This window comes from Pseudomonas sp. CCOS 191 (assembly GCF_001007005.1).
Classification (GTDB): Bacteria; Pseudomonadota; Gammaproteobacteria; order Pseudomonadales; family Pseudomonadaceae; genus Aquipseudomonas; species Aquipseudomonas soli.
Window position 1 is genome coordinate 3,863,453 of the sequence record NZ_LN847264.1, and the last position, 19,092, is coordinate 3,882,544.

The 19,092-nt window shown below is 64.3% G+C and carries 19 protein-coding genes; 15 read left to right on the forward strand and 4 right to left on the reverse strand.

What is annotated here, in order from left to right; genetic code table 11:
• Nucleotides 1-508 precede the first annotated feature (508 nt).
• From CCOS191_RS17100 to CCOS191_RS17115, 4 genes are all read left to right on the forward strand, one after another.
• Nucleotides 509-2,245 (forward strand): type I secretion system permease/ATPase, encoded by a 1,737-nt coding sequence (locus CCOS191_RS17100; protein WP_046856239.1) that lies wholly within the window; start codon nucleotides 509-511, stop codon nucleotides 2,243-2,245.
• Between the two features lie 6 nt (nucleotides 2,246-2,251).
• Nucleotides 2,252-3,589, forward strand: coding sequence for an HlyD family type I secretion periplasmic adaptor subunit (locus CCOS191_RS17105; protein WP_046856240.1), 1,338 nt, complete (start codon nucleotides 2,252-2,254; stop codon nucleotides 3,587-3,589).
• Nucleotide 3,590: 1 nt separating this feature from the next.
• On the forward strand, nucleotides 3,591-4,919 hold the full coding sequence (locus CCOS191_RS17110) for a TolC family outer membrane protein (protein ID WP_046856241.1): 1,329 nt from the start codon (nucleotides 3,591-3,593) through the stop codon (nucleotides 4,917-4,919).
• 78 nt (nucleotides 4,920-4,997) lie between these two features.
• Complete coding sequence (locus CCOS191_RS17115) at nucleotides 4,998-5,603, forward strand: hypothetical protein (protein ID WP_046856242.1); 606 nt, start codon at nucleotides 4,998-5,000, stop codon at nucleotides 5,601-5,603.
• A 67-nt stretch (nucleotides 5,604-5,670) separates the two neighbouring features.
• On the opposite strand, the gene CCOS191_RS17120 is transcribed toward CCOS191_RS17115, so the two are convergent.
• The gene (locus CCOS191_RS17120; RefSeq protein WP_052752628.1) at nucleotides 5,671-6,462 is read right to left on the reverse strand and encodes a FecR family protein; all 792 of its coding nucleotides are present in this window, start codon (nucleotides 6,460-6,462) and stop codon (nucleotides 5,671-5,673) included.
• A 265-nt stretch (nucleotides 6,463-6,727) separates the two neighbouring features.
• On the opposite strand from CCOS191_RS17120, the gene CCOS191_RS17125 reads away from it, so the two are divergent.
• The 5 genes from CCOS191_RS17125 to CCOS191_RS17145 all read left to right on the forward strand — a co-directional run bounded on the left by CCOS191_RS17125 (nucleotide 6,728) and on the right by CCOS191_RS17145 (nucleotide 11,358).
• On the forward strand, nucleotides 6,728-7,108 hold the full coding sequence (locus tag CCOS191_RS17125; protein WP_082120449.1) for a hypothetical protein: 381 nt from the start codon (nucleotides 6,728-6,730) through the stop codon (nucleotides 7,106-7,108).
• Nucleotides 7,109-7,332: 224 nt separating this feature from the next.
• Nucleotides 7,333-8,142 (forward strand): isocitrate lyase/PEP mutase family protein, encoded by an 810-nt coding sequence (locus CCOS191_RS17130; RefSeq protein WP_046856244.1) that lies wholly within the window; start codon nucleotides 7,333-7,335, stop codon nucleotides 8,140-8,142.
• Between the two features lie 206 nt (nucleotides 8,143-8,348).
• Nucleotides 8,349-9,389 (forward strand): hypothetical protein, encoded by a 1,041-nt coding sequence (locus CCOS191_RS17135; RefSeq protein ID WP_046856245.1) that lies wholly within the window; start codon nucleotides 8,349-8,351, stop codon nucleotides 9,387-9,389.
• 257 nt (nucleotides 9,390-9,646) lie between these two features.
• Nucleotides 9,647-10,333, forward strand: coding sequence for an arginase family protein (locus CCOS191_RS17140; RefSeq protein WP_197541422.1), 687 nt, complete (start codon nucleotides 9,647-9,649; stop codon nucleotides 10,331-10,333).
• Between the two features lie 161 nt (nucleotides 10,334-10,494).
• Entirely contained in the window at nucleotides 10,495-11,358 is an 864-nt protein-coding gene (locus CCOS191_RS17145; RefSeq protein WP_046856246.1) for a sensor domain-containing diguanylate cyclase, read from the forward strand.
• A 74-nt stretch (nucleotides 11,359-11,432) separates the two neighbouring features.
• On the opposite strand, the gene bla is transcribed toward CCOS191_RS17145, so the two are convergent.
• Complete coding sequence (gene bla / locus CCOS191_RS17150; protein WP_082120450.1) at nucleotides 11,433-12,308, reverse strand: class A beta-lactamase; 876 nt, start codon at nucleotides 12,306-12,308, stop codon at nucleotides 11,433-11,435.
• 226 nt (nucleotides 12,309-12,534) lie between these two features.
• On the opposite strand from bla, the gene CCOS191_RS17155 reads away from it, so the two are divergent.
• From CCOS191_RS17155 to CCOS191_RS17165, 3 genes are all read left to right on the forward strand, one after another.
• Entirely contained in the window at nucleotides 12,535-12,852 is a 318-nt protein-coding gene (locus CCOS191_RS17155) for a hypothetical protein (protein WP_046856247.1), read from the forward strand.
• A 96-nt stretch (nucleotides 12,853-12,948) separates the two neighbouring features.
• On the forward strand, nucleotides 12,949-13,332 hold the full coding sequence (locus CCOS191_RS17160) for a tautomerase family protein (protein WP_023632461.1): 384 nt from the start codon (nucleotides 12,949-12,951) through the stop codon (nucleotides 13,330-13,332).
• Nucleotides 13,333-13,408: 76 nt separating this feature from the next.
• The gene (locus CCOS191_RS17165) at nucleotides 13,409-14,464 is read left to right on the forward strand and encodes an alpha/beta hydrolase family protein (protein WP_046856248.1); all 1,056 of its coding nucleotides are present in this window, start codon (nucleotides 13,409-13,411) and stop codon (nucleotides 14,462-14,464) included.
• Between the two features lie 27 nt (nucleotides 14,465-14,491).
• On the opposite strand, the gene CCOS191_RS17170 is transcribed toward CCOS191_RS17165, so the two are convergent.
• A complete protein-coding gene (locus CCOS191_RS17170; protein ID WP_046856249.1) occupies nucleotides 14,492-15,283 on the reverse strand; it encodes a response regulator transcription factor in 792 nt (263 codons plus the stop codon).
• A gap of 138 nt (nucleotides 15,284-15,421) precedes the next feature.
• On the opposite strand from CCOS191_RS17170, the gene CCOS191_RS17175 reads away from it, so the two are divergent.
• From CCOS191_RS17175 to CCOS191_RS17185, 3 genes are all read left to right on the forward strand, one after another.
• Nucleotides 15,422-16,525 carry a polyamine ABC transporter substrate-binding protein gene (locus CCOS191_RS17175; RefSeq protein WP_046856250.1) on the forward strand — a complete coding sequence of 368 codons (1,104 nt, stop codon included), beginning with the start codon at nucleotides 15,422-15,424 and terminating at the stop codon, nucleotides 16,523-16,525.
• A gap of 121 nt (nucleotides 16,526-16,646) precedes the next feature.
• Nucleotides 16,647-17,801 carry a type VI secretion system tip protein TssI/VgrG gene (gene tssI, locus CCOS191_RS17180; protein ID WP_046856251.1) on the forward strand — a complete coding sequence of 385 codons (1,155 nt, stop codon included), beginning with the start codon at nucleotides 16,647-16,649 and terminating at the stop codon, nucleotides 17,799-17,801.
• Between the two features lie 92 nt (nucleotides 17,802-17,893).
• On the forward strand, nucleotides 17,894-18,547 hold the full coding sequence (locus CCOS191_RS17185) for an HD domain-containing protein (protein WP_046856252.1): 654 nt from the start codon (nucleotides 17,894-17,896) through the stop codon (nucleotides 18,545-18,547).
• A 7-nt stretch (nucleotides 18,548-18,554) separates the two neighbouring features.
• Here the strand turns inward: CCOS191_RS17185 and CCOS191_RS17190 are convergent, their stop codons facing one another.
• Entirely contained in the window at nucleotides 18,555-19,016 is a 462-nt protein-coding gene (locus tag CCOS191_RS17190; protein WP_046856253.1) for an Lrp/AsnC family transcriptional regulator, read from the reverse strand.
• Nucleotides 19,017-19,092 lie beyond the last annotated feature (76 nt).

Genomic DNA, 19,092 nt, shown 5'->3' on the forward strand with positions numbered 1-19,092 from the left:
GGGGTTCAGGGCTCGCCGACGATCAGGCGCGGCGCGCCCGGGCCCTGGGTGGGCCATGGTTTCGCGAGTGGGAGGGGAACGTCCTGTAGAGCCCATTCACTCGGTACAAGAACAGGAAACGAGTCATGTTCTGCTCCTACAGGAATGTCGACGGAGGATTCGCGGAGGGGTCGGGGCGACAGCAGGCCTGCGGCGAAAGTTCCCACGAACTGATTAAGACTAAAGTTGCGCTGTAAAATCTTGTCAATATTTCGTCAGAAAAAAACCTTGCCAGCGATAATGGTTATCAACCCACTGTTTTTAATAGGAACTTGAAGGAATCCATAGAGCAAAAAGATATTACAAGATGTTTCTGAGGCACCTACTCTGCTGCTTGTGGGCTGCTTGCATTGTATTCGGAAAACGCGCCAAAAGAGCGACCAACCTTTCTGCAAACCAGCAACCACAAGGCTTTTAGCCCGCACGCCGCAACGGCGGGCGGCTTTTGCGCAGAGGGAGGCTCCCCCCGATGACCAGGCATCCAGGTACCCGCTCCGAGCTGGCCGAGGCACTGTTTCATTTGCGACGCAGTTTCTATGCCCTGGCGGTGTTCAGTGGGGTAATAAACGTCATGATGTTGACACCTGCGGTGTACATGCTGCAGGTCTACGACCGCGCGCTGGTCAGCCGCAACCTCACCACCCTGGGCATGCTGACGGTGCTGGTGACGGGCCTGTTCCTGCTGATGACCGCCCTGGAGTTGCTGCGCAGCCGGGTACTGGTGCGGGTTGGCAACCGCCTGGACATGGCGCTGAACCGGCGCCTGTTCAGCGCCGCCTTCGAGCGCAACCTCAGCCGTGCCGGTGGCAGCCCCGGCCAGGCCCTGCAGGACCTGGCACAGGTGCGCCAGTTCCTCACCGGCAATGGCCTGTTCGCCTTCTTCGACGCCCCCTGGACGCCGATCTACCTGCTGGTCGCCTACCTGATCCATCCGTTGCTGGGGCTGGTCACGCTGGTTGGCTCGCTGATCCTCGCGGCCCTGGCCTGGCTCACCGAGAAAGCCACCAAGCAGCCGCTGTCCGAGGCCAACCACGCCGCCCTCGCCTGCGCCCACTACGCCAACAATAACCTTCGTAATGCCGAAGTGATCGAGGCCATGGGCATGCTGCCGTCGATCAGCCAGCGCTGGTTCCAGAGCCACCTGCGCATCCTGCAGATGCAGACCCTGGCCTCCGACCGCGCCGCGGTCATCGGCAGCATCGGGCGCTTCGTGCGCATCACCTTGCAGTCGTTGATCCTCGGCACCGGCGCCCTGCTGGCCATCGAAGGCAAGATCACCCCCGGCATGATGATCGCCTGCTCGATCCTCACCGGCCGTGCGCTGGGGCCAGTGGAACAGGTGATCGCCGCGTGGAAACCGCTGCTCGGCTGCCGTCTGGCCTGGAGCCGCCTCAACGGCCTGCTGCAAGACTACCCGCAGCGCCCGCCGAGCATGTCACTGCAACGGCCCGTGGGCATGCTCGCCGTGGAAAACGTCTACGCCGGGGCGCCCGGCACCAGCAACACCATCCTGCGCGGGGTCAGCCTGAGCCTGTTGCCGGGCGAAAGCCTCGGCGTCATCGGCCCCTCGGCCTCAGGCAAGTCGACCCTGGCGCGGCTGCTGGTCGGGGTATGGCCGGCCCAGGCCGGCAAGGTGCGCCTGGACGGCGCCGACATCTTCACCTGGAACAAGCGCGAACTGGGCCCCTGGCTCGGCTACCTGCCCCAGGACGTAGAGCTGTTCGAAGGCAGCATCGCCGACAACATCGCCCGCTTTGGCGAGGTGGACAGCGACGCGGTCATCCGCGCCGCCAGGAGCGCCGGCGTGCACGACATGATCCTGCGCTTCGCGCAGGGCTACGACACCCGCCTGGACAGCGACGGCAGTCCGCTGTCCGGTGGCCAGAAGCAGCGCATCGCCCTGGCCCGCGCCTTGTACGGCGAACCCAACCTGATCGTGCTGGATGAGCCGAACGCCAACCTTGACGACGTCGGCGAAAAAGCCCTGGTCGACGCCCTGGCCGAGCTCAAGGGCCGCGGCGCCACCGTGGTGCTGATCTCGCACCGCCCCAACGTGCTCTGCGCCGTCGACAAGGTACTGATGCTGCGCGATGGCGGCGTGCAGATGTTCGGCAGCCGCGACGAAGTGTTCGCCGCCCTGCGCACGGCCAGCGTGATCCCCGCTGGCACCGCGACCCCACTGGCCGCCGTCAAGGCAAGGGAGTGACCGATCATGTCCACCACCGCGCATACCGAACTGCTTGCCGCCAACACCGAGCTGCTCGACCTGGACGTTGGCAAACCCGTGCGCTGGGGCCTGTGGCTGGTGCTCGCCGGCTTCGGCGGCTTTCTCCTGTGGGCCTGGCTGGCGCCGCTGGACGCCGGAGTGGTCGCCACCGGCACGGTCAAGGTCACCAGCAACCGCAAGGCCGTGCAGCACCTGAGCGGCGGCACCGTGGAGGCGATTCTCGTACACGAAGGCGAGCGGGTCGGCAAAGGCCAGCCGCTGGTGCGCCTGGATGCCCTGCATGCCGTGGCCGAACATGGCGCGGTCAGCGCCCAGTACATCGTCAGCAAGACCGTGGAGAACCGCCTGGAAGCCGAGCGAGATGGGCGCGACACAGTCATCTTCGCTCCCGAACTGCTCAGGCAATACGCAGGTGACCCACGCCTGCTGGCGGCCATGGACCTGCAACAGCACCTGCTCGATACGCGGCGCGCGGGGCTCGCCGGGGAGATCAGCATCCTCGAGGAAAACCTCGCCGCTTCGGCGGTGCAGCTCAAGGGCCTGCAGCAGGTGTACGGCGCCCGCGCCTCGCAGATCGGCTTCCTCGGCCAGGAGCTGCAAGGCACGCGCATGCTCGCGGCCGAAGGCTACGTGCCGCGCAACCGCTTGCTGGAGCTGGAGCGCAGCAATGCCGACCTCTCCGCCGGCCAGGCGGAGAACCTCAACAACATCGCCCGGGTGCGCAGCCAGGTCACCGAGCTCAAGCTGCGCGTCCTGCAACGTCGCCACGACTACCTCAAGGAAGTGCAGTCGCAACTGACCGACACCGCCAAGGAGAGCACCACCCTGGCCGACCGTTTGCGCGCCCTGGACGACGAGGTGACTCACACGGTCATCCGCGCGCCCATCGACGGCATGGTCCAGGCCCTGGGCATCGCCACCGTTGGCGGGGTGGTGCAGCCCGGCGCGCGGATCATGGAGGTGGTCCCGCTCGACGAGCCGCTGCAGGTCGATGCGATGATCCCGGTGCAGGCCATCGACAAGATGACGCCGGGGCTGGCCGTGGACATCGCCTTCCCCGCCTTCAACCACGCCAGCACGCCGAACATTCCCGGGCGCGTGCTGACCGTCTCCGCCGACCGCCTGCTCGACGAGGAGAGCAAGCAGCCGTTCTACCTGGCCCAGGTGGAGGTCACGGCCGATGGCATGGCCATGCTCGGCAGCAACCATATCCGGCCCGGCATGCCCGCCACCGTCACCATCAAGACTGGCGAGCGCAACCTGCTGAGCTACCTGCTCAAACCCCTGCTCGAACGCGTCGACGCCGCGTTCAAGGAGCAATGAGATGAACCGCCACTGCCTTGGCCTGTGCCTGCTGGCGCTGGCGTTGCCGGCCAGCGCCATGGACCTCAGGCAGGCCTGGGACCTGCTGCAGTACCAGGGGCCGATCTACCGCGCCGCGGTGCATGAACAGCAGGCTGGCCTGGAAAATCGCGCCATCGGCCAGGCCGGCCTGCTGCCGCAGGTCAACGCAGCGGCCTACGCCAACCGCATCGACGGCAGCCAGCGCCAGCACGGCATCGACAATGACCTCGACTACGACTCCACCGGCGCCAACCTGCGCCTGCGCCTGCCGCTGTTCAACAAGCAGAAGATGGCCGAGTACCGCCAGGGCCAGCAACGCGCCGACTACAGCGTCGCTGTGTTCGATGCCAAGAGCCAGGACGCCGCCGTGCGCCTGGCCGACAGCTACTTTGACGTGCTCCTGGCCAGCGAGACCATCACCCTGGCCCGGGCCAAGCTCGCCTCGTTCGAGGAACAGCTCACCTCGGCCCGGCGGCGCATGCAGCTGGGTGCCGGCACCGTGACCGATATCGACGAGTCCCTGGCCCGCCGCGACCTTGCCGAAGCCCAGTTGATCGAGGCCCAGGACGACCTGGCCAATGCCAGCCGCAAGCTGGCCGAATACATCGGCGAGACACCGGCGTCGCTGACCACCCTGCAAACAGACTTCGCCACCCCGCCGCTGCTGCCGGACAACCTGCGCGACTGGCTGGCCCGGGCCCAGGCCGACAGCCCATTGATCCATGCACGCCAGCACAGCTACGCACTGGCCGAGGAAGAGTTCAAGCGTGCCAAGGCCGGTCACTGGCCGACCCTGGACTTCGTCGCTGGCTACACCGCCGGCAAGAGCCAGTCGATATCCGAGCTCAACCAGCGCAACCACTACAGTTCGATCGGCCTGGAGCTGAACATCCCGCTGTACAGCGGTGGCGGTGTCAGCGCGCTGAGCCGGCAGGCCAGCGCCAACAGCGCCAAGGCCCTGGACGAGCTCGACGCCACACGCCAGGAAGTCATCACCGGCACCACACGCGAGTTCCGCGGCGTGCAGAGCGGTGCCCTGCGCGTGCACGCGCTGGAGCGCGCGGTCGCCTCCAACGAACGCTCGCTGCTCTCGGCGCGCAAGGGCTTCAGCGCGGGCGGCACCAGCACCAATGCCGATGTGCTCAACGCCGAGGAGCTGCTGTTCGTGGCACGGCATGACCTGTTCGAGGCCAAGCTGCATTACCTGATGTCACGGCTGCGCCTGGCGTCTTCGGTGGGCAGCCTGGGGGATGACGACATCGACCAGATCAACCGCTACCTGGGGCCGGAGTTGTTGGTGAACAACTAGGTTGGGATAGAGCCACGCGACATCTGCCCACAGTTTGGCGATACTGCGCAGCCCTCATCCATGAAAAGGACTTCGCTGATGAAGCGACTGCTTACCCTCGCCCTCCTCACCCTGGCCATCGCCGGCTGCGACAAGGCCGAACAGACCGCCGCAGTGTCTGGCCAATGCGCCAAGGACACCGACTGCAAAGGTGAGCGCATCTGTGAAAGTGGACAGTGCATCAACCCCCAGCCGCAGCCGGCGCTGCTGGCCAAACCGGCCACCGCGCCACTGGCGCCGAGCATCGCCTACGAGCCGCTGCCAGTCGGCGACGAAGGCGCCGGGCCGTTCACCGTGCAAGGCATGGAGCTGGGCACTGCACTGAACTACCAGTCCCGGGCCGGCGTGGTGAACGTCATGGAGGCCGTCGTCGCCGATGCCGAAAGCACCGGCTACGTCGCCATCGAAAAGGCCTATACGTTCGGCCCCAACCGCTATGTACTCGTGGTGTCCACGGGCGAAGGCGGCAATGCCTGCCCGGCGTCGACCTATGTCTTCAGCTTCGATACCAGCGGTGAGTACGTGGACGGCAAGGCCGAAGTGGACGGCTGTTCGGAAATGGTCGAAAGCATGGCCGAAGGCAACAAGCTGACCATCAAGAAGGACGGCGCCGCGACCGTGGTGTACAACGGCCAGGTGAAGTAAGTGACTGGTGCGCGCGGCGCCTTGCGGGTCCCGGCAACACGCTCCTCAGCCCCTGAAACAGGCGGACTCAGGCCGGCACCACATTGACCCAGAACCCCAGCACCCGCTGGACCCGGACTGGCAGCACTTCGCTCAGCAGCGTCAAGCTGTCGTCCGGCTGGTCGAGGGACAAGGATCTGCTGACCTGCAATCCCGCGACCCGCGGGTCGCACCTGAGCACGCCGGGACGATAGTTGTCGAGTTCCTCCAGCACCTCGGCCAGGGGCATGCGCTCGGCCACCAGGTGCCCGTGGGTCCAGGCTCCGGCCCCATCCGGCAGCGCGGCTCTTGGGGTGCTGCCCTTGTCGCCGAACAGTTGCTGCCAACCGGCTTCCAGTACCACCGGCGCTGCCGAACCACACGCGATCGACGCCACGCCATCGAGCATCTGCACCAGGGTGGCGCCGGCCTGTTGCTGAACGATCAAGCGTGCCGCCTGCCCCGGCAGAATGCGGGCCTGCGCAGTTCGCAGGCTGACTCCAGCGCCCTGCGTCACCTCCAGCAACACCCGTCCACGTTGCAAGATCACGGCGCGGCCAACGCTGTCCAGTGCGCTGCGGCTGTCCAGTAGCACTGAAAGGCCCGACGCCAGCCGCCAGCCACGTCGTTGCCCGGTGCCAGTGGCGCAATCGCTGAACAGGGTTGGCAGCGCGCCGCACTGGCTCACGCCATAGCCACTGGCGAGGAGCGCACCGGCCACGCTCAGTCCGCCGAGCAGTGCCCGCCGCGATACCTTCGCCCCGCCACTCCAGGTGCCCAGCGGCTCGGCGTGATTGTTCTGGATCAGGTCCAGTGCCGGCTCGCGGTTGGTTGAAGACATACGACGACTCTCTGGGGAGGGCGAAAGGCGCTTATGATAATTCTTATCATTTACTTCCTGCCAGTTGCTTCAGTCCACTCCAAAGGCAGGCCTTTCAAGATGCTCGCCACAGCGCTTGCTGCAGACACCCGGAGAGCAAGCCCCGGGGCACGCGCCGCTCCAGAACTTTTTCCATTTTGCCGGTCTATTGGGTGAGTGCGTTCCACGGTTGTTCCAACAACTACCGAACACACGCTCAACTGCCAATCAGAGGTTGTCTTCACTCATGAAAATCCCTGCCCCATACATGCTGCTCCTTGGCCTGTTCGCACTCGCGACCGCAGGCTCGGCAACCGCCGCAGCGATGAAGACTTCGACACCTCCCTCCCATACCCTCGACCTGGCGGACCGCAAGGCCACTGAAACCCCTTGGCCAAGCCTGGCAAGCGCGCCATCGGCACCGCTGCTGGCCCATGACGACCGCTACCGCCACGACGAGCGCTGGCATGACCACCGCGACGACTGGCGCCGGGAGCAGTGGCGTCGCGAACAATGGCGCCGGGAGCAGCACCGCCGGGCAATGGAGCGGCAACGCTACTGGGACCGTCACCATGATCGCGCCCTGCACCATCGCTATGACGATGACCGCCGCTACTATCGCCGCTGAACAGTCCCACGCATTTCCACCCACAGCGTCACGAAGCTTACAACCATGCCCTATCAGACATGGCCACGTTGCAACAAACGTAGGAGCGGATTCATCCGCGATGCGCCGCGCGGGCGGCGCTCGATCTCGCAGGCGCCGCAACACTCTCGTCGAACCCCAGGAAAAATGGCAATCTAAAGCCCGCAGTGGACCATCAACAGGATGTTCAAGGGAGTCATATCTTCATGACAGCAATGGATCGCGTTTTTCATGACCTTCACCAGCAAGGGCTGTTGCTGCTGGCCAATGTGGCGGATGCCGGCGGTGCACGCCTGGTCGAACGCCAGGGCAGCAAGGCAGTCGCCACCAGCAGCGCCGCCGTGGCCTGGTCCCATGGTTACCAGGATGGCGACAAGCTGCCCCTGGCGCTGCTGGCCGGCACCGTCGAGTCGATGGCAAGGGTAATCAGCGTGCCGCTGACCGTGGATATCGAAGGCGGCTACTCGGACGCTCCCGAACAGGTCGCCAAGGTCGTCGACACCGTCATCGCCGCCGGCGCGGTGGGCATCAACATCGAGGACGGCACCCAGCCCCCCGAACAGCTCCTGCGCAAGATCGACGCCGCCAGAAACGCCGCCAGCCAGCGCGGGGTCGACCTGTTCATCAACGTGCGCAGCGATGTCTACCTGAAGAACCTGCTGCCCGCCGAGCAACGCCTCGAAGAGCTCCTGCGTCGCGCCACGCAGTATGCCGCCGGTGGCGCGAACGGGCTGTTCGCCGCCGGCGTGGTCGAGCCCGGCGAGATCGCCACGCTGTGCCGGGAGGTGACGCTGCCGGTCAACCTGCTCTGGCGCGCAGGCTTGCCCGGCCCTGCCGAACTGCAACGGCTTGGCGTTCGCCGCCTGAGCGCCGGCTCGAGCATCGCCGAGTTTCTCTACGGTGCCATGAGCGGCCTCACCCAGCGCTTCCTGCAAAGTGGGCAGCTCGACACCGGTGGGTTGAAGGCCCACAGCTATGCAGAACTCAACGCTCTGATGGCACCTTCTGAACAGTAGGGAAAGCCTGTACCTGCTGAAAAGCACCTGACCCTTATTGGTTCGTGGTGGGCTGGTCAAGGCCTTGCTCTACCTTGACGGCAGCGGATGCCCTAAAAGGCAGAGCAAGCGCCCCACCTCCGTGGGCTGATCACCTTCGGCCCACTGGACGATTAGCCGGAATCGCCCTAGCATCGGCGCCCCCATGGCCTCACTCACGGACGATCATGCCCCCCGCCGCCCGCCTGTTTGCCCTGTTCGCCCTGTCCACCCTGGTCAGCGCCTGCAGTCTCAATGGTACCTATATCGACAGCGCCCGCCCGGATGCCGCCAAGCTGCGTTACATCTCGGGCAATGGCAGCGCCACCCTCGACCTGTTTGACAGCGCGCGCTGTGAAGCCCGGACCACCGGCATGCTCAACAACCTGTTCGTGCCCGACTCTCGCCGGCGGGCCGACATGAGCGTGCCGCCGCCAGCAAACAGCAACAGCTACTACGAGATCCGCCTCGAACCCGGCCAGCCGGTACATGTTCGCGCCAACACACAGGGCGCCACCACGGTCTGCTCGGCCTCGTTCACCCTGACACCACAGGCAGGCTCCGAGTATGAACTGAGCTTCGACCAGTCACCTGGCTACTGCCAGGCGGCACTGGTGCGCCTGCAACGGGTCGAGGGCAAGGACCAGCGGCAGCCCTATCCGATGATCGACACCATCCCAAGCGCCTGCCGGGGTACCTCAGCGTTGTTTCCGAAACAACCCACACCGCTGCCCGATACCCCTCGGCGCACCGCGTTGATCGATAGCATCATCCACGACAGCGTCACCCCGGAGATGGAGCAACTGACCACGTTGCGCACTGCCGTCGCCATCACTCGTCAAACCGCTCCCGAAGCCCAGGTAGCGGCACGCAAGCGGGAACTGGGCCTCGATCTGCCAGAGGCCTACTGGCAGCAGTACCAGCAGAACCTGCAGAGGCTCGCCGAGGCGCTCGCCAACCTCAAGGCACGTACGCTAGAGCGCTACGACGCCGACAGCCGCGCCTACTTGCGTAGCGTGCGCGACGAGCAGCTACAGGTCTGGGCCGGTGGCAACAACGACGCAGGCCTGCGCAGCAAGGCCCAGCGCATGCGCGACATGGCGTACTACTACAACTATGTCCTGCAAGAGACGGTCGCGCAGATCAGCCTCGAACACTTGCGCAGCATGGCTGAACTGGATCAACGCGAAGGGGTTTGCAAGCGCTTCGCCGGATGCTGGAGACTGTAGTCAGTCACACGAGCGGAAGTCTTCCCCATGCAAGTGATCGCCGCCCCCTCGAACCTCGGCCTCAGCCCCCTGCGGCCCGGCCACCAACCCGGTACCTGGCGAGCCCCGTCAGCCCTGCTTGCAGCTGGCCTGCTACGGGCGATCAAGGCCAGCACCGTGAAGCATCTGCCGCGCCAGCCTACTCAGCCGAGGCGCAGCCCGGCACCCGCCTGCGCAACGGCCACGCCCTGCGCGCGTTCAACCTCGCCCTCGCGGACATGGTGCGCGCCGCCACGCTGCAGGACGAATTCGCATTGGTCCTCGGCGGAGACTGCTCCATCCTGCTCGGCGCACTGGCCGGTGCGCGCCACGCAGGCCCGCTGTCGCTCCTCCACATCGACGGGCACAGCGACTTCCGCCACCCCGGCAACTACGACCCGGCACAGAGCCTGGGCGCCGTCGCAGGCATGGACCTGGCCCTGGCAACCGGCCGTGGTGAGGCGCTGGCGACCGACTGGCCCGGCATAACCCGCCCGCTCGTCGCCGATGCCCAGGTTATCCAGCTGGGCGAGCGCGAGAACCGTGACCATGACTTTGCCTGGCCCGATATAAACCATACGGCCATCAACCGGATCGACGTGTTCGAGGCGCTTGCCATCGGCCCGGACGCAGTCATCGCACGGATCCGGGACACGCTCGCTCAGGTGCCTGACCAGGGGCTCTGGATACACCTCGACGTCGATGTGCTGGACCAGGCGGTCATGCCCGCGGTCGACAGCCCCGGCTCACCGGGCATCGCGCCCGACGACCTGGCGAAAATCCTCATCCCGTTCGTGGCGGATCGACGCTGCCGGGGCATGACGGTGACCGTCTTCGACCCTGACCTGGACCCCGACGGGCGCTGTGCGGCGACGATCGTCAAGCTGCTGGGGCGATTGCCGTTCCCACCCAGCACGACCGATTGAAGCAGCCGCCATTTTGCTTGCGTACCGGTAGTGCCCCGCCCCCGACCCTGTGTATGCTGCTCGGGCGCGGCAAGCGGCCCACGGCGGCTTGCAGGACATCGCGCGGCCGCCCTGCGTGATCGGACCATGACCGGGCTACCCGTATCGGACACCCCCGCCCTATGCCCGTCGACCTGCAAGCGCTCTACCCCAGGCTGATCCACCTGATGCTGGACACCGTGTTCGTGGTCGACCGGGACGACACCATCGTGTTCGTGAGCGATGCCTGCAAGGCCTTGCTCGGCTACCGCGCCGACGAGCTGACCGGCACCCCGATCACCCGCTACATGCACCCGGACGACCTGGAGGCCACCCGTGCCTCGATCGTCCAGGTGATGAACGGCAACGCCCATTTCGACTTTCGCAACCGCTATATCCGTAAGGATGGCGAGGTGGTCCATATCCTCTGGGCGGCGTTCTGGTCCGACGAAGTGGGGGCGCGGATCGGTGTGGCCCGCAACATCACCGCCCTCACCCAGGCCGAGCAGGAACTGCGCTTCCTCGCCCATCACGACCCGCTGACCAAGCTGACCAACCGCTCGCTGTTCAACGACCGCCTCGCCACGGCCCTGCGCATGGCTCGCCAGCAGCACCGGCAGCTGGCCTTGCTGTTTCTCGACGTCAATGATTTCAAGGGCATCAACGATGTGCATGGCCATGCCGCCGGCGACCGCGTGCTGTGCACCATCGCCCGCCGGCTGCAGGACAGCGTGCAGGCGGCGGACACCGTGGCGCGGATCGGCGGCGACGAGTTCATCGTGCTGCTGACCGACGTGCTCTCGGAGGATGCCGTGTACGAGATGGTCGAGCAGATCGCCAGGGTCATGGAGCAACCGCTCGGCGCCGAGTTCGGCGAGGTCAGGATGCCCTCCTGCAGCATCGGCGTGGCCTGCTACCCCAGCGATGGCGAGGATGCCGACACCTTGCTCAGCCACGCCGATAGCCAGATGTACCTCAAGAAACGGCGGCGCGTACGCGTGGGGTGAGCCGACCTCATCGCGGGGCAAGCCCGCTCCCACGCGTTCGGGCCACGCGTTTGGGTAATGGTCCGAGCGATTGCTCAGCCCTTCCAGGCCTCCACCACCACCCGCGTGGCTGCCGCGATCGTCTCGCTGTTCCATGGCGCATCCGCCTTGGCTCCACGGCTGAACACCACCACGATCCACGGCGCCCGGCCTTTGGGCCAGATGACCGCGACATCGTTGGCCACGCCGTAGTCACCCGACCCGGTCTTGTCGCCCACCACCCAATCCTTCGGCACGCCGGCGCGGATACGGGCATCGCCCGTGGTGTTTCCCTTGAGCCAATCCTGCAGCTGTTGACGCTCGGCAGCAGCCAGGCCGTCGCCCAGCAACAGACGCTGCAGAGTCACGCCCATGGCCAGGGGCGTGGTGGTGTCACGCGGGTCGCCCGGCAAGGCGGTATTGAGCGTCGGTTCGTTGCGGTCGAGGCGGAACGTCGGGTCACCCAGGCTCCGGGCAAACGCCGTAAGCCCCGGTGGGCCACCGACCAGCTCGAGCAACAGGTTGCCGGCGGTGTTGTCGCTGTACTGCACCGCGGCGGCGCAGAGCCCGGCGACGGTCATGCCGGCGCCGACGTGCTTTTCGGTGACCGGGGAATACACCACCAGCTGTTCGGCGCCGTAGGCGATACGCCGCTCCAGCAAGCCCGGCTCGGCCTGGCTGCGGTGCAGGATGGCGCCGGCGAGGACGGCCTTGAAGGTGCTGCAGAACGCGAAGCGCTCCTCGGCGCGCCAGGCCAGTTGCTGGCCGCTGCCGGTGTCCAGGGCCCACAGGCCGATCGTGCTGCCGGTTGTGGCCTCCAGTTGCTGCAATGCTTTGCGCAGCGGGTCATCCGCCCAGGTTGGCAGGGCCAGCAGGGCCGAGCAGCCGAGCGCGCCCTGGAGCACGCGACGGCGGCTGAGGGTGGGAGTCATGCGGGTATTCCTTACGGCAATGAGCAAAACGCGAAGGCTAGAACGTTTTAGCATGCGCGCCAAGCAGAGGATGCGCCCAGGGCTGCCTGCGCGGCGCATGGCACGCGCTTCTCCCGTGACCGCGTCAGGGTAATTCTTTTCGCGCCACCGCCCTGGCCACCCTTGCGCTGACCGGCAAAAGGCAGGACAGTAACCGGGTATTCCCGCAAAGAAACGGAGATTCGCCTTGACTACCGATCGCCTGAGCCTGCTCCAGTTCGAGCACCTCAGCCTGAAACCCGCCGCCGCCAGCCAGTTCGCCCTCTCGTTGAAGGAGCTTGAACAGCTGACCCTCCCCGAGCGCTACGCCTTCCGCGCTGCCCACTACCTGGGCGACCTGGCCGAAGCGGAGAACAGCCAGCAACTGGCGGTTGCCAAGGACCAGGGCATCGGCTTCACCCAGGGCCTGCTCACCGCCGCGGCAATCGAAGACGCACTGGCGAAAAGACTGATCGAGGTCTTCAATAACGCCAGCGAACGCGCCCACAAGCTGTTGCCTCAGTAATGCCTTCAAGAGCCCGGCGCCATGCCGGGCTCTGCCCTGCCCCGATCCTTTTCTACCAGCTTCTGCGTCTCGCCTGGCATAGCCCAAGGAGTCCACATGCCCCTGGTACGCATCGACATCAAGCGCCACCCCGACCCGACTCACCTGCGCACGCTTGGCCAGATCGTCTACGCCTGCCTGCGGCGCACGATCAATGTCCCCGAGCACGACAACTTCCAGGTCCTGACCGAGCACGACGGTGATCGCCTGGTGTTCGACCCTCAGTACCTGGGCATCCAGCGCTCCGACGGCCAGGTATTCATCCAGATCACCCTCAGCGAAGGCCGCACCCTGGAGCAGAAGAAGGCGCTGTACCAGGCGATCGCCGAAGGTTTCGAACGCGAGGCCGGGGTCCGCCCGCAGGACGTGTTCATCAACCTGGTCGAAGTGCGCAAGGAGAACTGGTCGTTCGGCAACGGTATCGCCCAGTACGCGCTCTGAGGTAAAACGACTATCTGTCGCAGAGGACCTGCGTCCACCCCGGCATGACACGCACTCATTCAAGGAAGAAAAGAGATTGAAAACAGTTTTTGGCGCACTGTTGTCGGCTTGCCTGACGACGCTTGCCTTTGCCGATGAGAACGCCATCGGCTTCCAATCCTCCACACTGCAGGATTCGCACACTGGGCGCCCACTGCAGATGGTTGTCTGGTACCCGACCGCAGCGACCTCCACCGCGCAACTGATCGCCGACAATGCGCTGTTTGCCGGTGTCGCTGCCGTTCCTGACGCACCGCCATCCAGCGGCGAACACCCCTTGGTGGTGCTCTCTCACGGCTATCGGGGCAACTGGAGCAACCAGGCATGGCTCGCCAGTGCCCTGGCCCACAAGGGCTACATCGTCGCCGCAGTCAATCATCCTGGCAGCACGACCCATGACCGCAGCCCAGAAGCTGCCGCGCAGTTATGGCAGCGGCCGGTTGACCTGCGCCGCGCCATCGATCGGGTCACGGCTCAACCGGATAAGTTCGGCAGGGTCGCCGCTGGCCGCATTGCCGTGGTGGGCCATTCACTCGGTGGCTGGACCGCACTGGAAATCGCCGGTGCGCGTTTCGATCCAGATCGCTTTGCCCACGACTGCAACGCCCACCCGCAGCTGTCCAGCTGCTCCGTTTATGAGCAGATGAAGCCGGCAGGCACGCCAGAGGCGAAGACCGCGCTCGGCGCCAATCTGCGCGATGAACGCGTCAGCGCTGTGGTGAGCCTGGACCTTGGCCTTTCACGGGGCCTCACCGATGAAAGCCTGGCCACGTTGCCCGTACCAGCGCTGGTGATCGCCGCCGGCGTCCCCTCGCGGGAACTTCCCGCCGAGCTTGAGTCCGCCAACCTGGCCAAACGCCTGCCCGCGGCGTCAAGCCGCTACGTCGAGATCGGCGACGCAAGCCATTTTACCTTCATGTCGCTGTGCAAGCCTGGCGCACAGTCATTGCTCGAAGCAGAAGTGCCCGGCGATGGCATCATTTGCCTGGACGGCGATAACGGCCGCGCCCGCGAAGTGATCCAGCAGCAGGTCACTTCACTGATAACAGCATTTCTCGCCCAGCCAGCCGGCGAAACAACAGGCAGTCTTTGAACGTGCGGTCAATACCGACAACTGACCTCACCGCGCAGCAAGGGCGTCCTGCTTTGGCATGAGAAACCGGGCGAACAATTCGGATTGTGACCGGACATTCAACTTGGCGTAGAGGTTACGCCGATGCACCTTGATGGTTTCCACCGAGAGCGCCAGCTTGCCGGCCACTTCCTTGTTGGAGAAGCCACTCAGCAGCAACCTGAGCACATCGCTCTCGCGCGCGGTGATCTGCGTGGCCAGCTGCGCAACCGTTTCCGGCCATGACAGTGGCTCGGCAAGGTGTTCGTTCGCATCGACTTCAAAGGCCATGCGCTGGTGCATGAGCGCAGTCACCCAGGGCTTGATGATATCGAGCAGGGTAATTTGCTCCTGGCTGAAACGAACCTTGCTGCCTATGGACATGCACAATGTTCTGTCGGGGTCGAGCTGGACGTTGTATTGGACTTCATCCGCCGAAATATAGTGAGCAAAATACTGCTGATAGTATTCAGTCTCGACAAAGTATTCCGGCGCTATGTCCAGCAGATGAAAGAAGCCACTCTGCGGGTTTTCCCGATTGGCGATATAAAACGGGTCCAGCAGGTAAAGCCCCTTCACATAGCGATGAATGAACGCATCGACCTCCTGCGCATCGGCCACTTCAGGAAGAGCCACCACGTCCACCTGCTGCTGGCTGAAGATCAGCACCACCCAGTTGTCGATCTGCACATACTCATTCAATACCCGCACCAACGAACTCCAGAACGCGGGGCGGTCCAGCTGCATGATCAGCTTGCCGATCGAACGGTGCCACGCCAGGCCATGAAGGTCGAACGGCATTTTCTACCCCTTTTGGGTTAGGAATTAGCAGGTCAGCGCTACGTAATCGGAGGTATTTACTATCCGGGCCTGCCCGGTATAGTCGCTGTCTGGGCCCAGGACGGGCCAGAAGATACATCGTTTCGATAAGGATGTTGCATGAGAACGTCACGTTTGCGAACCATTTTTGCCGCCTCGCTGCTCGGAGCGGCAATCAGCACCTCGGTGGCCGCGGCCCAGCCCGGCATGCACCTGTACAACTGGTTCGGGCTGCTCGCGCCAGAGACTCCCAAGGCCTTCGAGCAGGCAACCGGCACGCGGATGCGCATGGATGCATTCGACAGCGCCGACATCATGCAGAGCAAGGTAATGGCCGGGCGCACGGGGTATGACGTGGTCGTGGCCACCTCCAACGTATTGCCCAGCCTGATCCAGGCGGGCGTGCTGCAGCCCTTGGACCGTGAGCAACTGAGCAACCTGGCGCATATCGACCCTGCGCTGCTGGCCCAGGTCGCGGTCAATGACCCTGGCAATCGTTACGCGGTGCCCTACCTGTGGGGCACCACCGGCATCGGCTATGACGTCGACAAGGTCAAAGCGGCATTGGGTGAACAGGCGCCGGTGGACAGCTGGGACCTGATCTTCAAGGAAGAGAACATCAGCAAGCTGCAATCCTGCGGCGTGGCGATGCTCGATTCCCCGAGCGAGATCATCTCGATTGCCTTGCATTACCTGGGACTGCCCAGCAACAGCAAGAACCCGGACGACTACCAGAAAGCCCAGGCGCTGCTGTTGAAGATACGCCCCTACGTCCTCTACTTCGACTCCTCGCGAATCGACACCGACCTGGCTGACGGCAATATCTGCGCGGTTGTCGGTTGGGCCAATGGTGCCCTTGCGGCACAGGCCCTGAACGAGAAGACCAACACCGGGCGCCGGATTTCCTACAGCCTGCCGCGCGAGGGCGCGCTGGTCTGGTCGGAGAACCTGGTACTGCTCAAAGACGCCCCTCACCCCAAGGAAGGCATGGCGTTCATCAACTACATGCTGCGGCCAGAAGTCATTGCCAAGACCTCGAACCACACGCTGTACCCCAACGCCAACAAGGACGCCACCGAGTTTGTCGAGCAGAAACTGCGCGACAATCCCTGGATCTACCCGGACGCCACGACGATATCCACGCTGATTCCACTTGAGCCACTGCCGTTGAAACTGGAGCGGATCCGCACCCGGGTCTGGACCAAAGTGAAAAGCGGTGTGTGATCTGAAGTAATGGGGTGCCTGCTACCCCATGCCAGCCCTTGATCGTGTCCATTGGCGTGCAGCGCGCTGCGCGCCAATGCCTGTTGCTCAATTGAGTCCGACCTTGAAAAGAGAACAGTGGATGTTCAGCCCAGCCCAACAAACTCGATTCAGTTTGACGATCGACGGTATCGATCACGCTTTCCACGTGCTCGCATTCAAGGGGGAGGAAGCGCTCGGCAGGCCGTACTTCTTCAATGTGGAGCTGATCGCCGAGCGGGCTGACCTGGATCTCGAATGCCTTTTCGACCGTGAGGCTTTCCTGTCCTTCGACAACAATGGCAACGGCATTCATAGCCGGGTCTACCACATCGCTCAAAGCGGTAATGCACAAGGCTCGAAGCGCTACAGCATGACCCTGGTACCGCACCTTTCCTACTTGCGCCACCGCATCAACCAGAGAATCTATGAACAGTTCTCGGTACCGAACATCGTTGCCTTGATCCTGGAAGAGCACGGGATCGTCGGCGACGCTTATCGGTTTCATCTAGGCTCGACTTACCCCGAGCGCGACTACTGCACCCAATACGACGAAACGGATTTGCACTTCATTCAGCGCCTGTGCGAGGAAGAAGGCATCCACTTCCATTTCCAGCACAGTGCCCAGGGCCATGTGCTGGTGTTCGGTGATGACCAGGCGGTGTTCCCCAGGTTGGGGCAACCTGCCGCCTGCAACCAGGACGGCGACAATCCGCTCGATTTTCGTGGCCTGGCGGATCATCAAGCTGAAGGGCAAAGTGACCAGACCCATTTGGCCAGTGGCCATGTGCTGGACATTTGCGGGCACCCGCGCCAGGCGTGGAACGCCCCGTGGCTCCTGACGCGGGTCATTCACCAGGGCAGGCAACAACGGATAGCCGCTGAGCCCGGCGCCACTGACCAGGTGGATGACGTTGCTCAGGGATACCGCAACCACTTCATGGCTGTTCCCTGGGATACGTCGTACCGTCAGCCGTTGACTCACCGCAAACCTGAGCTACCCGGCAACCAGACCGCTGTCGTCATCGCGGTGGAAGACGAGATGTCCCAGCGTGACCGGCGCCTGGCAAAGATACAGGTCAAGTTCCCTTGGGACCGCGAAGACTGGTTCGACGACAAGAGCAGTTGCTGGCTGAGCGCGTCCTCCAGTTGGTGCTGTGCGAGCACACCGCCGCACACGGGCATGGAAGTCATGGTCACCTTCGTGGAAAACGACCCCGATCAACCGCTGATCAGCGGTTGCCTGTGTTGCCGCTGACCGCACGCCCTGCCCGGGCCAGCGACGATTGGTGTACCGTTGCCGCGCCGAACCGATGTTCAGCCCCTACCCTGATCGATGGAGCCCGCTCGATGGCCAACACGCCGTTCTTTCCCCTGCAGCCCCTGGCGGACGAACTGCTGCCCTGCCTGCCCGACGCCTGTACCGATGGCTCCCACGACCTCGCCCATGTGCAACGGGTGTGGAGCAACGTCCGGCGCATCCAGGCCAAGGAAGGTGGCGACCTCGAAGTGCTGCTCGCCGCCACCGTGCTGCACGACTGCGTGGCGGTGGAGAAGAACTCGCCTCTGCGCAGCCAGGCCTCGACGCTCTCGGCCGAGCGGGCCGCTGCGATCCTCACCAACATGGGCTGGCCATCGGCACGCGTCGAACAAGCGGCCCATGCGGTGCAGACCCACAGTTTCTCGGCGGGCATCGCGCCGCTGAGCCTGGAGGCGAAGATCCTCCAGGACAGCGACCGCCTCGATGCCCTCGGCGCGGTGGGCGTCGCCCGTTGTTTCTATGTCGCAGGCCGCATGGGCTCGTCACTGTACGACTTCGAGAATCCCACTGCCGAAGGGCGGGACCACCAGGACAACCGGTACGCCATCGAGCATTTCCACACCAAGCTGCTAAAGCTCGCCTCGGGGTTCCAGACTGTCGAAGGGGCTCGGCTGGCGACGCTCCGGCATGAACGGCTGGCGTCGTTCCTGGACGATTTCATGGATGAGATCGGCGTGGCCTGAGCTCGTCTCAGGTCGCCGGCACCTGCAACCCGGTCTTCACATTGCTCATCGACACCAGCGTCTTGAAGCGCTTCACATTATTGCTCTGGAAGAACAGCTCCCGCGTCAACTGGGTGTACTGCGCCATGTCCCGCACCAGCATGATCAGCACGAAGTCGCATGCCCCCGCCACGTAATAGCACTGCTGCACCTGCGGGCAGGCCATGAAGGTGCGTTTCATGGCGTCGAGCAGGTCAAGACGCTCATTCTCCACCTCCACTTCGGTGATCACCGTCAGCGTGTAACCCAGCGCCAGCGGGGCGACCTGGGCCACGGTGCGCTGGATCACGCCGTCTTGGGTGAGTTTCTTCAGCCGACGGTTAACCGCAGCCGACGACAGGTTCACCTGCACGCCAAGGTCGATCTGGGAAGTGCTGGCATCACGCTGCACGGCGTCGAGCAGTGCGCGATCGAAGGGGTCAAGGCTCATGTAGGTTGGGTCCTGTCAGGCGTATGCAACTGCAATGAGATTACGCTTTTTGCCTGAAAATCAAACTTTCAGTTCA